A 15,196-nucleotide genomic window follows, 5' to 3' on the forward strand; every position below is an offset into this window, starting at 1 on the left:
GTGCGCCGCCCTATCTTCAGTTCCCGGTTGCGTGGCATTCCGCCGGCGCGCGGACGCCTTTGGACCGTAGCCCGATGTGTCAGCATCGCAGCATTCTCCGGCTCAGCGCCCGGCAGGGTCAGTTCCTGTGAAACTCCTTCCGGATCAGGACGAGCGTCGGGTCGTCGGGGTAATATTCAGCGACAAATCCCTGCTCGCGCTCAAGCTCGATGGCCTCATGGTTCTCGCGGCTCTCAATAGCTTCAAGTGCCTTGAGGCCTCGGGCCTCCGCATAACGGGCGAGATGGCGGAGCAACTCCCATGCGACACCCTTGTGCTTGTAGTCGGAGCGGACCGAGATCGCGACCTCGCCCTTCTCGAAAGTAGGCTCGCAGGCCAGCATCGCGGTCGCAACGATGGTCTCTCCGCCATCGACGCATGCGAGGAAATTCTCCGTCAGCCGGTGATCGACGTCGGTCATGGCGACGAGACGCTCGTGGCTGACCTCCCTCACGCCGCCAAGGAAACGAAAGCGCAGGTCCCGGGGCGTCACATGCGTGAAGAAATCCGAAAGCGCCTCTTCGTCGTCGGCGCGAACCGGGCGAACGTGAAGAACAAGCCCGGAGCGGGTCACCAGATCGCAGCTCCATTTGTCGGCTGCCACGGTACTGTCCGGCTTCCCGGTTGTGGCCTGTCCGACTGATCGCGTGGCGTGGCCATTCGCGGCTGGAGTCTCGATGATGACCTTCAGGGCGTGAGTGCTCGCTGCGCTCCCGAACGTTTCATAGGCGTCGACGATCCGATCGAGCGCGAACCGGTGCGTGATCAGCTTTTTCGGATCGATCTTCCCGGACTGTACGGTCTTCAGCAACATCGGCGTACTGACGGTATCGACCAGACGCGTGGTGATCCCGAGATTGTGCGACCAGAGCTTCTCCAAATGGAGATCGGCCTTCACGCCGTGGACGCCGACATTGGCAATGACGCCGCCCGGGGCGACAATGTCTTCGCAGAGTTCGAAAGTCGCCGGAATGCCGACGGCTTCGATGGCGGTATCGACGCCGCGCCCGCCGGTCAACGCCAGCACCTGGTCCGCTGCGTCGTCTCCGCTGCCATTGACCGTCGCCGTTGCGCCGAAACGGCGCGCCACTTCGAGGCGGTTCTGATCGAGATCGATCATGATGATCTGGGAGGGAGAATAGAACTGTGCCGTCAGAAGCGCCGCGAGACCGATCGGTCCGGAGCCGACGACAGCCACCGTGCTGCCAGGCTGTACCCGGCCATTGAGCACCCCGCACTCGAAGCCGGTCGGCAGGATGTCGCTCAGCATGACCAGTGCTTCTTCGTCGGCGCCGTCCGGGATGTGGTAGAGACTGGTGTCGGCATGCGGGATGCGGACGAATTCCGCCTGGGTTCCATCGATCGTGTTGCCGAGAATCCAGCCGCCGGTCGAGCAATGCGAATACATGCCCTTGCGGCAATGCTCGCATTTGCCGCAGGACGATATGCAGGAGATCAGCACACGATCGCCCTTCTTGAACTCGGTCACGCCGGCGCCTGTCTCCTCCACGACGCCCACGCCTTCGTGGCCCAGGATGCGACCCGGCGTGCAGCTCGGCACATCGCCCTTCAGGATGTGGAGATCGGTGCCGCAGATGGTGGTCCTCGTCACCTTCACGAGGGCATCGGTCGGAGCGACGATCTCAGGGACGGGACGCTCTTCGAGAGACTTCTTGCCCGGGCCTCCATAGACGAGAGCTTTCATCGCATATCTCCTTGCTGGTGCGGATCGCGATCATCATGCGCTCCCGCCGCCAGCCCCGCTTTGACGCTGGTCAATGATCGCGACGAAGCTTCGCTGCAGAGATCAAGACGCCACTGCTCTCTGTCGGGCAAAACGACATGTCTTGATGCAGATCAAAGTACATGAACGCCGCGCCGTTAGAGTTTTGAGGTCGCTTTCGCGCCGTCGAAGAAAGGAACAGCCATGCCTTCGAAATCCGACCAGTCGCCTTTTCCCGTTGCGGCACTGCCTTTCGTCACGACCGGGCAGAGATTCTATCAGGCGGCTGTGCGCCTGCAGCTTCATGGCCTCAAGGCGGCAATGCAGTATCAGATCGAGGCTCTCACTTTCCTCAAGCGCCGCTATGAGGAGGACGTGAAACTCCTGGCTGACCTTGCCGGAAGCGCGAAGTCCGAGGACTCGGTCGACATCGTCGCTGCTTTCATGCAGAACGCCAGCTCTGACTATGCTGCCGAAGCTGGAAGGATCGCGTCGATCGGCGCGAAGCTTGCCACGGAAACGGCCAAGGATGTGAGCAAGGAAGCCGAGCGTGCTGCGGAAGACAGAGCCGCGGCGACGGTTGCTGCCTGAAACTCCGGGCGAACCTGCGGGCGGGGGCCGCGAAGGTCGGTTTTGATCTTGAGGATCGGACCATAACAGCGGTCGATGAGATCGACCGTTGGAGGCGCGGCTGCGTCGCTCGTGCCCTTTGGCGCCAAGCGGCGTGGTGCGGCGCGCCGGTGATTGAGTTCACGTGGATGCGTCAGCCTGATCAAGACAGGGTCAACGATTTGTTCCGCCCGAGCCACGGCCGCTCGCTGGCCGCGCGCCCAAGGTTCGGGCCAACAAGCATCAAAGCGGCCGTGATCGAGCGACCTCGACAGGCCGATGAGGGTGCGCCTTGGCTGGGGGGCACACCACCCGGAAGCCGACGCTGCTGCAATCCCCGAGCGGACCCAACTGGTCACCTGCCATCGGACGGCGACGACCATACGCCGACCGAGGCCGAAGCGTGAGAAGTGGAGCCCGGGCGCCTCAGGAGGGGGTTGGTGCGGCCTCGCAACCAGTTCTTCATCGCCTGAAGCAGTTCGCTCTCGTCGGCCAGGCCGTTCGCGTAGAGCTTGATCGCATGCCGGGCGATCCTGGCAGCTTCGCCGGAATCCACTTCAATGCCTTGGTCTCCGCAAAGCGAGTTGCAGACACGACGCAGCATCTCGACGCCTTCCGGCATGATAACGCAAGCGGGGTACAACATTCGTATCCTGGTCGGCATGACGTGGTTCCCGACGGTGCCTGCAGTACGTTCCTGCGAGGCACTCAGATGTTTCCTGCTTCCTCCAGAGCCCACAGCGCCCGCCACGCTGCAAGAAGTGCGATCATAGCCCCTGAAAGGACTGCGCTCCAGTTGGCGACATCAGCGGCTGCGAACTCCAGGACCCCATGGTGATGCGATGAGCCATGCGCCAAGCATGACGTTCGCCACTTCCGCCCAACCTGAAACGATGCCGACGCCGCAAGGCTCAGTGTGACAGCGGCCGCTCCGCCGAGCAGAAAATTCCACGTTATCGCGTTCGCCGAAGCGCCATGCGGCACGGCTGCCCCGAGCAGCCAGCTTGATGAGATCGACCACAACCCCGCGACGAGGATTATTCGATCCTGCCAGCGCTGATCGTGCATCTTCGATCACTCCTCTCGTGGACAGGTTCTCGTAGAAAGTAATCGTGTCCGATGATGCTTTTCTTGCTTTGATCTGCGTCAATGTGAGCGCCGAAGACGCACTGAATACTCGTTAAGCCTATGGCGCGGGATGCATCCTGGGGCGGGCCTTGGATGCCATTGCGGTCCATGGCACTGGCCGAGACATCGGCTTGTGGGGCACAGTCGTCACCCTCGGTGTCTACTCCGCGGGGTGGCTGGCTGTCTGGTCTTCGTCCGCAGGGGGAAGGCCTGGCGCCTTGCAGGTCGCTCCAGCCTGCAGGGCGCGCCTCGACCATGCGGCGTCGAAGCCGCGCCGGGAGGTCGTCAAAGCGATTTGGAAGCCTCAGGCAGCGAATACCAGCGGGAAATCTCCAAGCCTCGTTGCGTCCCATGGTCGCCGACATGATCCCGCTCTCCGACAATTTGACCGGCATCAAGGAAACCGGTTGCTCGGTTGCGCTAGGAGCCTCTTGACCGAGGAGGCTCATGCCATGGCTCACAAACAGGTCTTGTTCCGTTCCGAGGCTCGCGAGAAGATCCTGCGGGGCACGACGCAGCTTGCCGACGCAGTTCGCGTGACGCTAGGTCCGCGTTCGAAATCGGTGCTCATCGAAAAGAAGTGGGGAGCGCCGATCGTCTGCAACGACGGTGTCACCATCGCCAAGGAGTTCGACCTCAAGGATCCGGAGGAGAACCTTGGAGCCCGCATGCTGAGGCAGGCCGCGGAAAAGACCGGCGAGATGGTCGGCGACGGAACCAGCACTTCGACAATTCTCGCTCACGCGATCTTCGCCGATGGGGTGCGCAATGTCGTTGCCGGCGCGAGCGCAATCGATATCAAGCGCGGCCTTGACCGGGCGACAAAACGCGCTGTCGAGGCATTGAAGGCGATATCCAAGCCGGTCGAGACGCGGCGAGAGAAGGAGCAGGTCGCGACGATCTCGGCGCATAACGATACTGTGATCGGCGAACTGGTCGGTGCGGCGATGGAGAAGGTCGGCGGCGAGGGCGTCATAACCGTCGAGGAATCGAAGTCCACGGAGACAGTTCTCGACGTCGTGGAAGGCATGGAGTTCGATCGCGGCTTCGTCTCGCCCTATTTCGCGGCGGATGCGGAAAAGATGGAGGCGGTGCTCGAAGATCCCCTGGTACTGATCGTCGACCGCAAGATCCTGTCCCTCAACGACCTGATAAGGCTCCTGGAAGCCGTCGCCAAATCCGGCCAGCCGCTGCTCGTCGTCGCGGAGGACGTAGAAGGCGAAGCACTGGCCACGCTCATCGTGAACCACATCCGCGGCACGCTGAAGAATTGCGCGGTCAAGGCGCCGGGCTTCGGCGACCGCCGCAAGGCCATGCTTCAGGACATAGCGGTGCTGACAGGGGCGCAGGTGATTTCCGAAGAGCTTGGCATCAAGCTGGAGAATGTGGCCATCGACCAACTCGGCCGCGCCAAGAGGGTCGTTTCCGACAAGGACCGCACGATCATCGTCGGAGGCGGAGGGGAGAGCAAGGCGATCAAGGGCCGCATCGAGCAGATCCGTCGTGAGATCGAGGATACGACCAGCGATTACGATCGCGAAAAGCTGCAGGAGAGGCTTGCGAAACTGTCCGGCGGTGTCGCCGTCATCAAGGTCGGCGCTCCGACGGAAGCCGAAATGAAGTCGAAGAAGGAAGCGCTCGACGACGCGATAAGCGCCTCCAAGGCGGCCGTTGCGGAAGGCGTCGTGCCCGGCGGAGGGCTCGCGCTGCTGCGCTGCATCGGACCCGTGGAGGCGGAGGAGCAAATGTGCGAAGGCGACGAGCGGACGGGCGTGCAAATCCTGAAGCGCGCGCTTGAACTGCCTGTCCGCCAGATCGCGGAGAATTCGGCGGTCGACGGCGGAGTGGTGGTCGCCAGAATGCTCGAAGGAAAGGACAATTACGGTTTCGATGCAGGGCGCAAGCAATATGTCGATCTGGTCGAGGCCGGCATCATCGATCCAACCAAGGTCGTTCGAATTGCGCTCGAAAACGCGGTCTCGGTCGCCAGCACGCTGCTGCTGACCGAGGCGACCATGACAGAGATTCCGGAGCAGCGGCCCGCGCAGCCGGTCATGCCGGAGATGACGATGTAGCCAGGGGCATGGGCCTCGGGCGTATAGCGACCGATCGGTCAGCGGACGCGGGGATCCACGCTCGTGGGCATCCTTCCACACGGAGGCGAACATGCGTTTCTTTGCGTTGAAGGGAACGGACCGCCTGGGCTTCTCGGTCGCACAGGCGCTGGGCGTCGGCGTCGATCCGCATGAGGAGCGCGACTTCGAGGACGGCGAGCACAAGGCGCGGCCCTTGGTCAGCGTGCGTGGCCAGGACGTTTATGTCCTTCACAGCCTTGCGGGCGGAGCCGACGCGTCGGCCAACGACAAGCTTCTGAAACTTCTGTTCTTCATAGCCACGTGTCGCGAAAATGGAGCCGCGCGGGTCACCGCGGTGGCGCCCTATCTCGCCTACGCCCGCAAGGACAGGCAGACGAAGTCGCGAGATCCGGTAACGATGCGCTACTTGGCACAATTGTTCGAAGCCATGCGCACGGATTGTCTGGTCACCCTCGAAGTGCACAACCTTGCGGCTTTTCAGAACGCATTCCGGTGCCGCACGGTTCATCTCGATGCGCGCAGGCCTTTCTGTACTGCCGTTCGCGAGCTCGCAGGCGATGCTCCTGTCGTGATTTTTTCCCCCGACGGGGGAGGGGTGAAGCGCGCTGGGTTGCTGAAGGAAAGCTATGAGGCGACCTCAGGAAGCGCAACCGGCTTCGGCTTCATGGAAAAGCATCGGAGCCGTGGCGTCGTCACGGGCGATCTGTTCGCGGGCGATGTGGACGGCAAGGTGGTTTTCCTCGTCGACGACATGATCAGCACAGGTGGTACGATGCTCAGGGCTGCCCGGGCATGCCGTGAGCGCGGCGCGAAGGCGGTGTACGCCGTTGCCACCCACGGCCTGTTCGGCAAGGGTTCGGAGACGTTGTTTGCCGACGGCGCCATCGACAAGGTCGTCGTGACGGACAGCCTGGCTTCGGCATCGGACGAAGCCGCCGTCCGGCAAGGCAGGATCGAGCTTGTGCCCTGCGGCGCGTTGGTCGCCGAGGCGATAGCGCGGCTCCATGGATCCGGGTCTATCGCGGACCTGGTCGGCATGGAGAGTTGAGTTCGCCCTTGGCCCTCTCGACATATGCGAGGGCGAGCGGCTTCCACTTGCCGGGGGTGGCTACGTGCGCGTCGAGAAGATGCGCCATGCAGAGTCGCGCCCTGAGCAGAGCGCGAAAGCCGCCGTAGACGGCAAGCGTCTCATCGTCCGTTCGACCGCCGAGCCGCGCCTCGAGCGTGTGGAGGAGGATCGGCCGTACCCAGAAAGCTCCCAGCACTGCGCATTCCAGGCCGAGATAGTTGATTTCATCATAGGGATCGACGATCCGCATCGGGCGGCTGAATTCGAGGGCATCGATGATCTGTATCGGCTCGCCGATGAAGACATGTTCAGGCCGAAGATCGCCGTGCCCCTCGACGATCCGCCCTTCTGAGATGCGCCTTTCGATCCGTGGAAGAGCTCTTTCGAGTGCCTGATCCACCCTGTCGAGCACAGGCAGAGCGACGTTCGCCATGCCGAGTTCCGGCCGTCCCAGAATGGCGCGGTTGACGGCCTGCTCCTCGATCAGATGCTTTGCGTAGAGGGGGCCGTCCACGATTTCAGGGGGGCAGGCCGAATAGAAGTCGCCCAGCAGTTGCCCGATCCTTCGGACATCAGCCTCCGTCACGTTTCCCTGGCGCAGCCTGGCGTCCAGCAGGTCGGCCTGCGGCAGCCTTTTCATCTCGACGAGCCAGTCGATGACGCTGCCTTGTCCCGTCAGGTTGAGACGGTCCGGCCCTTCGCATCGCAGCGCGACGACCGAACAATAGGTGCTGCCGGCAAGCCTCCTGTTCAGCCGCAATTCCTCCTCGCAGAAAAAGCGCCGGCGCCAGAGCGTGCTGAAATCGAGGAACGGATATTTGACGGGCTTCTTGAGCTTGTATACGCGGTCATCGGTCAGGAACACCCAGGACATGTGCGTTTCTCGCACGTCGACGATCGCCGTCGCGTGTGGGTATGCTTTGGGGTCGCTCAGAAAACGCACCTTTGCCGCCAGATCGATCATCGGTATCCGTCCGCCGTCGGCTATTGGGTCTGAATCGCCCGGAACCGCAGATGTCTGCTGCCCCTGAGGGGACGAGCAACAAGATGATCCGGACGCGATGGAAGCCGGCACGCCCATCGCCTTTCCCATGACAGGTGCGTCGCATGGCATAGGTGCTGGCTCCTCGGGAGCGGCCCCTTCGAAATCGACCGCGCCATAGTAATTCAGCCAACGACCGGACATCACCTTGATACGCGTCAAAGACGGCCGACAATAGTCGGCTAGCCTGACCCGCATATGCGCCGCCATGGGGCGCTGCCGGGTGCCTGCAGGATCGGTTCCGAAGCTACCCATGCGGCGGCGGCTGCGCCCGGCAAAAAAGACCGATCTCGTGAGCGTCGGCCGGTTTCGTGACGTAGCCAGCGTCCGGTTTCGACGGGTGATGGTCGGTTTCTCCGATGCGGGGAAAGGCGAGCAGGAATGGAAAGGAAGGATCCCAATGAAACGTGGAATCGGAAGTGAGGAGAACAGAGTCCCGGAACTGGCAATTCCGGTCGAAACGGTGTGCTTCATTGTCATGAAAGCACGTGAGTTCGACGCGAAGGAGGCCGTCACCGAACCGGATCCGGGGTCTAATCCGACAGACGATCACGACGTCGCCGTGCTGCAGGATCATGATGACGACCCCGTTCAGGAAGAACTGTCGTCCCTCATATCCGACCTCTCTGTCGACGAGCAGATCGATCTGGTCACGCTGATGTGGCTCGGGCGGGACGACTATCGGGCAACCGAATGGCCGATCGTGCGAAAACAGGCCGCCGACGCCCACAACGACCATACGGTCGAATATCTCTGCGGGAATCCGCTGCTGTCCGATCACCTCTTGGCCGGTCTCGACGTCCTCGGTCTTTCGTGTGCCGACTACGAAGGGAAGCATCTTTGAGCGGAACATTCGCCCGGTTTGATCCGCGTCAAAGCCGGATGACATCGAAAGGGCTTTTCTGAAGTCCTCGCTGGATCGAGTTGGATCTGGCCAGGCTGTGCAACGATCCGTTTCAAGGCGCGATCTTGCCGAAGCGAAGCGCCGGATCAACGGTGACTTCCGGCGAGCGGGTCCGGCAGCCTCCGGTTCAAGGTGGAAGATCGGAGGCGGCGGCATCTGAAAGCTTCATTCAACAACGCCAAGGAGTTGCATCATGGCCGAAGCTGGCAAATTGCCCGTCAAGAAGTCTTCCGCGCCGGCGGAAGCCGGAGACTGGAATCCGTTCGACAGCCTCCGTCGAGAAATCGACCACCTGTTCGACGATTTTCGTCCCTTCGATTGGCGCCTTCCTTCCAGGGTTTTCAGGCCCCGGATATCTCATGCGCCATGGCAGGTCGCACCGGCGATGGACCTTGTCGAGAGGGACGACGCCTACGAGATCACAGCGGAGCTTCCCGGGCTTGACGAGAAGAACGTCGAGATCAAGCTCTCCAACCACACGCTGACGATCAAGGGCGAGAAGAGCGAGCAGAAGGAAGATAGGCAAAAGGACTATTATCTGTCCGAGCTGCGCTACGGTTCGTTTCAGCGAAGCTTCCAATTGCCCGAAGGCATCGACGCCGACAGGATCGAGGCGAACTTCGCAAAGGGCGTGCTGACCGTGAAGCTGCCCAAGACGGCCGAGGCGAAGAAGGCCGAAAAGAAGATCGCGGTCAAGGCTGCCCCTTGAGCGCTCTCGCCTCGTCGGTGCGTCGGCAGGCGACGCACCGACGAGCAGGTCAACCGGAACCACATGAACCCTCCGGTGAACAGCCAACTCCATGCCGAGGAGAATTGCCATGGGCACTTCAATCGCAGGCTTCACCCAGGCATCGCAGCAGGCCCAGCAATGGGTCAATGAACTGGCCGAAGATCTGAACTGCAACGATCGACACGCATATCATCTTCTCCGCGCGGTTCTTCATGCGCTGCGCGACTGGCTCTCCCCGGAGGAAATGACCGATCTCGCCGCCCAGTTGCCCGTACTCATAAGGGGCATCTATTTCGAGGGGTGGAAGCCGGCGGAGACACCTGTCTGGCAGCGCCACAAGGACGACTTCGTTGCGCGTATCCAGGACGCGTTCTCGGGCGATCCGTTGAACGATCCGGACATGGCCATCACGGCAGTCTTCAGACTGCTCGATCGGCATGTCTCGCATGGCGAAATCGTGCAGGTCAGGAATTCGATGAAGAAAGCCCTGCGCGAGCTGTGGCCGGCGGATTGACGCGATGTTCCACGATCGACGGGAGGCCGGGCGCGAACTGGCGAACGAAGTGGCAAGGTTGGGCTTGGCTGATCCTATCGTGCTCGCCTTGCCAAGGGGCGGTGTGCCGGTTGCGGCGGAGGTGGCGCGGACCCTGAAGGCGCCGCTCGACCTTGTCATCGTGCGCAAGGTGGGTGCGCCCGACAATTCCGAACTGGCAGTCGCGGCCATCGTCGACGGCAGTCCACCCGATATCGTGCTCAATCGCGAGATCATCGAAGCATACGGGCTGGACGATTCCGAGCTTCGGCTTCTGGTCAACCGCGAGCGCCCCGAATTGGAGCGGCGCCGGTTGACCTATCGCAGCGGGCGGCAAGCAAAGTCGGTCTCGGGCAAGACGGCCATTCTCGTCGATGACGGGGCCGCCACGGGAACCACGATGAAAGTGGCGATCCGTGCGCTCCGGCGGCGATCGCCGCGCGAGATCGTCGTGGCGCTTCCGGTGGCCCCTCCCGACACGATCGCCGAACTCGCGCGCGAAGCCGACAGGGTCATTTGCCTGCGCCAGCCGGCACACTTCCGTGCGCTTGGGTTTCATTACCAGCACTTTCCCCAACTCACCGACGACCAGGTGATCGCGGCGGTGCGGGATGCAAGACAACAAAAGGACCTCGACGAGGTCGCGAAGAAAGCTTGACGCGGGTCAAGGCCGAGATGCCGCACCCATGCTGATCTGTCGTCCGAGCCTGACGGAGAAGAGAAATGACCATCACCACCATCATGGTGCAGCTCGACGTGGATTCTCCAGCGACACCGCGCTTGAGCTTCGCCCGGGAACTCGCAGGAAAATTCGAGGCGGATTTGATTGCCGTCGTCGCGGTCGAAGCGCGCGCGCTCGTACCCCCGGATGAAAACGGTCTTGTGACGCGGGAGCTGTTGCGTCAGCGAAGGCGCGAGATCGAGGATCGTCTGAAGGTGCTCAAGGAGGAATTCCTGGCCTTTTCAGGCAACAATGAGCGCGCCTCATGGCGCACCGATCTGGACGACCCTACGCGGACTTTGGCCTTGCATGCCCGCGCCGCCGACCTGGTGGTAACTGGAACTCCGGCGGCCGAGGCGGGGGGCGATTTCCACCGGACGATCGACGCGGGTGCGCTGATCCTGTCGGTGGGACGGCCGGTCCTGTTCGCGGCGGACGATCTGCGCCCCTTGCGCGGCGAACGGATTCTCATCGCCTGGAAGGATGCACGTGAATCGCGTCGCGCAGTGGCTGATGCGATGCCTTTCCTGACGCATGCCAAGGAGGTCACCGTGGCCGCCATTGCCGAAGGAGATCAGCCGGCCGTACGGGAGGGCGCCGCGGATGTGGTCCGTTTCCTGATGAGGCACGGCGTGAGGGCGAGCTCGCAGATACTGGAGCCCGATGGGGCGAAGATCGCTGAGGTTCTCATAGCGAAAGCCGGGGAGATCGGAGCGGATGTCGTCGTTGCGGGCGGCTATGGCCACAGCAGGCTTCTGGAATGGGCGTTCGGCGGCGTGACGCGCTCCATGCTGTCGGCCGGATCGATGCACCGGCTGCTGTCGAACTGACGACAGTGACACGCTGCCGGACGAAGACGATTGCCGTTCTGCGATGCGCTGGGGTGTTTTCAGCAGTGTGCGAGCCGCGACGAAACACGGCAACCGCGACGGGGGCAGGTCACGCGGAGTGGATCGGATGGTACTCCCAGATGCGCCAATGGGTGGGTGATACGTCCACCCGCTCGTTGGAGTCCGATTTGACCCATCCGGTCAGCACGCGCCTGCAGGGGAACACGAGGGCGTGGGGGCCATCCCAATCCATGACGGCCAGCTGCAGGTCATGATTGAAGGGTGCCGTCGAAATCGGGTGCCACATCATCCCCTGGTCGGAAGCAACGCAACCGCCTCCAAAACTCGACGCTGTCAAGCCGCCATTTCGTGCAGGGTCTGCCACCTGGCGATCTCGATTCTGCGTAAGCTCGCCAGCTTGATGATGCCTCTCTGCTTGAGTTTGGAGAACACGCGGGAGACCGTCTCGATGGTCAAGCCGAGATAGTCGGCGATGTCCGCGCGGGACATGGGCAGATCGATCTGTCGCAGGCCCCCTTGTCGCGCGGACATATCCGTCAGGAAGGCGGCGATCCGTTCCGTCGCATTCTGGCGGCCCAGCACGAGCAGATGCTCCTGGGCCCGGACCAGGCTCAGAAGCGCCAAGGGCAGCAGTTCGCTCGCGGCATCGCCGCCCGAGGCATTCGCACGCAAGATACTGATGCCGGTGGCGCCGACGGCATCCGCAAAGAAATGGTGCGTCCTATCCGCCTCGAAACCGAAGACTTCGCCGGGGAGGTGGAAAGCCGAAATCTGCCGGCGGCCGTCCGCGAGCAAGCGGTATATGCGGACTGCTCCGAACTCGACCTTGTAGAGATTGCCGCTTTTCTCGCCCTGGGCGTAGATTTCGGCGCCCGCCGGGAAAAGGCTGGGCATGTTCATCACACCGAAGTCGCGGGCAAACGCCGCCCCCTGCGGATGGACTGAATTCCGGGACAATTCGAAGACCGACATGATCACCTCCAGCTGCTGAGGCGAGAATTGCGCAGATCCGATGATCGCGAAATTCGGTCATATCCCTAGGGGAAACCACGTAGAGCCGTCAGTCCGCTGCGGTGATGGCGTTCCGCACCGCCTCGATGAGCGGCCCACCGAGGAACGGCTTCGTCACGAGTGTCACCTTCTGCAGTTCGGGAGCGGCCCGGAACAGGCTCACAAGCAGTATGACCGGCCTGGCAAAGATCAAGAATTGCCCCGGGGCAATCTTCCAATCCACGGCCCGATCATCGATGACGGCGCAGGCGGCGCGCCGCGCGTATCGGGATGCAAAGGCGTCGGTCGCATACGAATGTGCGTCGACCCGGAAGCCACTGCTCTCGAGCGCGAATTCAAGAGAGCGGCGCAAGCCGTCATCGGGAGCAGCGGTGATTACAATCTCGGATCTGGCCACGCTGGATCTCCGCCGGGCACCGTTTCGCCTCGGCCATCCTGCGTCGCATATTCGGGAACCTGGCGCATTGCGGCAGATCAAAGCCAGTTCATCGTGATTTGGCTCACCCCTCTCATCGCTCAGGTTACGCGCGCGAGCCGCCGCTACGGCCCCGGCTTGCTGGATTTTCCTTGTCTGCAAGCTCCAGGGCAATCGCCATACGCACCAGTTCAGGCAAACTGCCGGCACGCATCTTGGACATGATGTTGGCGCGATGGACTTCGACCGTTCGCGGACTGATGTTCAGATCATAGGCGATCGTCTTGTTCGGGAGTCCGGCCACCACGGCGGCGAGGACCTGGCGCTCCCGCTCCGACAGTTGGCCGAGGCGCGAGCGGATCGCCGACACGTCCTCCATCTCGGTGACGGTGTCGAGGCGGCTCGCCGCTCGCTTGATGGCTTCAATCAGAACGACGTCTTCAAAAGGCTTTTCGATGAAATCGCTCGCGCCGGCCTTCATGGCCGCGACCGCCATCGGGACATCGCCGTGGCCGGTGATGACGATCGCCGGGATAGCGACGCCGATCTCGTTGAGCTTGGCGAGCAGTTCGACGCCGCTGATATCGGGCATTCTCAGATCGGTGACGAGACAGGCCTTTCCGATGGTCGGCGCCGCGACAAGAAAACTGGAAGCGGAGTCGTGCACGCGAACCGTGAAGCCGGCCATTGTCAAAAGGAATGCGAGCGATTTGCGGACCGGCTCCTCGTCGTCGACGACGTGGACGACATATTCATGGATCTGCATCTGCTGCCTCTTGCGTTGCCGTAGGCAATAAGAAGCGGAATGTCGCCCCACCTTTGCCGTTGCGCTCCAAAGTTATGCTGCCGCCATGCGCTTCCACGATCCGCTTGGAGATCGACAGGCCGATACCCATACCGCTCGCCTTGCTGGTGACGAAGGGCTGGAACAGGCGTGTCGCTATGTCCTCGGGGATCCCCGGCCCCGTATCCGCGATCTCCACAGCCACAAACCCGTCACGGTCGGAGGCCGTGCGCACCGACAGCTCACGCCGCTCGCTTTCTCGCATGGCCTCCATGGCGTTGCGCATGAGATTGATCAGGACTTGCTGCACCTGAATGCGATCCACGAGGACTTCGCCGGTGTCGGGCGCAAAATCGAAGACCGACCTCACGCCTTGCTCGCGGGCGCCGACAAGCGCCAGTGCACCGGCTTCTTCAATCAGTTTGCGCAGATTCTCCGCTGATTTCTCCGTCTCGCCGCGAGTTACGAACTCGCGCAGGTGGCGAATGATGCCGCCGGCGCGGAGCGACTGTTTCGCAGTCTCCTCGAGCGCTTCCCTGATCCGGTTGGCCGCAGGCCCGTCGAGTTGCGCCAGGAAACGAGCGCAGCCCTGCGAATAGTTGGCGATGGCCGCGAGCGGCTGGTTGAGCTCGTGGGCCAGGGTCGATGCCATTTCGCCAAGTTCGTTGAGGCGGGCAAGCCGCGCCAGTTCGTCCTGTATCTCTTGCAGCCTCGCTGCGCTTTCCTCCCTTTCGGTGAGGTCGCGGATGAAGCCAGTGAAGAATTTCCGGTCGCCCGACCTCATTTCGCCGACCGACAGCTTCATCGGAAAGGTCGAGCCGTCCTTCCTGCGCCCGACCACCACGCGGTCGACACCAATGATGCGCTTCTCGTCGGTCGTCAGATATCGCTGGATGTAGCCGTCGTGCTCGCTGTGGTAGGGCTCCGGCATCAACAGGTTCACATTCCGGCCGATCGCTTCCGCTTCCGTAAAGCCGAACTGTCGGACGGCCGCGGCGCTGAAGGATGTGATGATGCCGCCGTCGTCAATCACCACCGTTGCATCCGGGACGGTGTCAAGAATCGAACGGAGATGGGCTTCTCGCGCTTTCAAAGCAGCCTCGGTCTTGCCGACGGCGCGGCGTGCCCGGTGCAGCATCTCGCCTATCCACGCGATCATCAGGCCGACCAGCGCGAAGACGAGAGCCTGGATCCACATCGCCTGCGCGGCATCCACGATGTAGATGGTGCCGGCGAGAGAGAGCACCAATGCGAAGATGCCGGGACCAATGCCACCTGCGATCGCCGAAACGAGAATGACCGGGACGAAGAGAATGAAAACCGCGGTGTTTCCGAGCGCGGGAATCAGCAAGAGCCTGACGACAAAGACAGGCACCACCATTGCGGCCGCAAGCAAATATCCCGCAGCCCCTTCGAAGCGGGATGAAATCACGGCCTTCAGAAAGTGTCCTCTCAGTCCGGTATCTTCGCTTCCGGGCATGGCCTGACCCAAAGCGGCCCCACGTGCTCGCCCACGCTTCACCTGCTCAGCCTCTTCTCCTG

16 protein-coding genes are annotated in these 15,196 nt (G+C 62.3%); 8 read left to right on the top strand and 8 right to left on the bottom strand.

Annotation, left to right across the window (positions count from 1 at the left end; all coding sequences use genetic code 11):
• Nucleotides 1-118 precede the first annotated feature (118 nt).
• Nucleotides 119-1,744 carry a GNAT family N-acetyltransferase gene (locus JN302_RS39985; protein WP_446720665.1) on the bottom strand — a complete coding sequence of 542 codons (1,626 nt, stop codon included), beginning with the start codon at nucleotides 1,742-1,744 and terminating at the stop codon, nucleotides 119-121.
• 222 nt (nucleotides 1,745-1,966) lie between these two features.
• Between JN302_RS39985 and JN302_RS19770 the strand changes: the two genes are divergently transcribed.
• Entirely contained in the window at nucleotides 1,967-2,353 is a 387-nt protein-coding gene (locus tag JN302_RS19770; protein ID WP_202328676.1) for a phasin family protein, read from the top strand.
• Nucleotides 2,354-2,726: 373 nt separating this feature from the next.
• Here JN302_RS19770 and JN302_RS19775 read toward each other — a convergent pair whose 3' ends face one another.
• Together JN302_RS19775 and JN302_RS19780 are read right to left on the bottom strand one after the other, a co-directional pair.
• A complete protein-coding gene (locus JN302_RS19775) occupies nucleotides 2,727-3,017 on the bottom strand; it encodes a hypothetical protein (protein ID WP_202328678.1) in 291 nt (96 codons plus the stop codon).
• A 62-nt stretch (nucleotides 3,018-3,079) separates the two neighbouring features.
• The gene (locus JN302_RS19780; RefSeq protein ID WP_446720666.1) at nucleotides 3,080-3,439 is read right to left on the bottom strand and encodes an SPW repeat domain-containing protein; all 360 of its coding nucleotides are present in this window, start codon (nucleotides 3,437-3,439) and stop codon (nucleotides 3,080-3,082) included.
• A 512-nt stretch (nucleotides 3,440-3,951) separates the two neighbouring features.
• Between JN302_RS19780 and groL the strand changes: the two genes are divergently transcribed.
• Entirely contained in the window at nucleotides 3,952-5,574 is a 1,623-nt protein-coding gene (gene groL, locus JN302_RS19785; protein WP_202328681.1) for a chaperonin GroEL, read from the top strand.
• Between the two features lie 91 nt (nucleotides 5,575-5,665).
• Nucleotides 5,666-6,643: a ribose-phosphate diphosphokinase gene (locus tag JN302_RS19790; RefSeq protein ID WP_202328683.1), complete on the top strand. Its 978-nt coding sequence runs from the start codon at nucleotides 5,666-5,668 to the stop codon at nucleotides 6,641-6,643.
• Here the strand turns inward: JN302_RS19790 and JN302_RS19795 are convergent.
• Entirely contained in the window at nucleotides 6,612-7,628 is a 1,017-nt protein-coding gene (locus JN302_RS19795; RefSeq protein WP_202328685.1) for a hypothetical protein, read from the bottom strand. The two genes, JN302_RS19790 and JN302_RS19795, sit on opposite strands and share 32 nt — an antisense overlap.
• A 331-nt stretch (nucleotides 7,629-7,959) precedes the next feature.
• On the opposite strand from JN302_RS19795, the gene JN302_RS19800 reads away from it, so the two are divergent.
• From JN302_RS19800 to JN302_RS19820, 5 genes are all read left to right on the top strand, one after another.
• Nucleotides 7,960-8,550 (top strand): DUF3775 domain-containing protein, encoded by a 591-nt coding sequence (locus JN302_RS19800; RefSeq protein WP_342215845.1) that lies wholly within the window; start codon nucleotides 7,960-7,962, stop codon nucleotides 8,548-8,550.
• A 253-nt stretch (nucleotides 8,551-8,803) separates the two neighbouring features.
• A complete protein-coding gene (locus JN302_RS19805) occupies nucleotides 8,804-9,319 on the top strand; it encodes an Hsp20/alpha crystallin family protein (RefSeq protein ID WP_202328686.1) in 516 nt (171 codons plus the stop codon).
• 109 nt (nucleotides 9,320-9,428) lie between these two features.
• The gene (locus JN302_RS19810; RefSeq protein WP_202328687.1) at nucleotides 9,429-9,854 is read left to right on the top strand and encodes a DUF2267 domain-containing protein; all 426 of its coding nucleotides are present in this window, start codon (nucleotides 9,429-9,431) and stop codon (nucleotides 9,852-9,854) included.
• Nucleotides 9,855-9,858: 4 nt separating this feature from the next.
• Nucleotides 9,859-10,530, top strand: coding sequence for a phosphoribosyltransferase (locus JN302_RS19815; protein ID WP_202328688.1), 672 nt, complete (start codon nucleotides 9,859-9,861; stop codon nucleotides 10,528-10,530).
• A gap of 65 nt (nucleotides 10,531-10,595) precedes the next feature.
• Nucleotides 10,596-11,423, top strand: a complete 828-nt coding sequence (locus JN302_RS19820) for a universal stress protein (RefSeq protein WP_202328689.1) — start codon at nucleotides 10,596-10,598, stop codon at nucleotides 11,421-11,423.
• 354 nt (nucleotides 11,424-11,777) lie between these two features.
• On the opposite strand, the gene JN302_RS19825 is transcribed toward JN302_RS19820, so the two are convergent.
• The 4 genes from JN302_RS19825 to JN302_RS19840 form a co-directional block, all read right to left on the bottom strand.
• A complete protein-coding gene (locus tag JN302_RS19825; RefSeq protein WP_202314385.1) occupies nucleotides 11,778-12,416 on the bottom strand; it encodes a helix-turn-helix domain-containing protein in 639 nt (212 codons plus the stop codon).
• A gap of 88 nt (nucleotides 12,417-12,504) precedes the next feature.
• On the bottom strand, nucleotides 12,505-12,852 hold the full coding sequence (locus JN302_RS19830) for a hypothetical protein (RefSeq protein ID WP_202328690.1): 348 nt from the start codon (nucleotides 12,850-12,852) through the stop codon (nucleotides 12,505-12,507).
• 124 nt (nucleotides 12,853-12,976) lie between these two features.
• Nucleotides 12,977-13,630: a response regulator FixJ gene (gene fixJ / locus JN302_RS19835; RefSeq protein WP_202334359.1), complete on the bottom strand. Its 654-nt coding sequence runs from the start codon at nucleotides 13,628-13,630 to the stop codon at nucleotides 12,977-12,979.
• Nucleotides 13,623-15,134 (bottom strand): PAS domain-containing sensor histidine kinase, encoded by a 1,512-nt coding sequence (locus JN302_RS19840; protein ID WP_202328691.1) that lies wholly within the window; start codon nucleotides 15,132-15,134, stop codon nucleotides 13,623-13,625. Before JN302_RS19840 ends, fixJ begins: the two co-directional genes overlap by 8 nt.
• Nucleotides 15,135-15,196: the final 62 nt, after the last annotated feature.

Source organism: Mesorhizobium sp. L-8-3, assembly GCF_016756615.1.
Lineage (GTDB): Bacteria > Pseudomonadota > Alphaproteobacteria > Rhizobiales > Rhizobiaceae.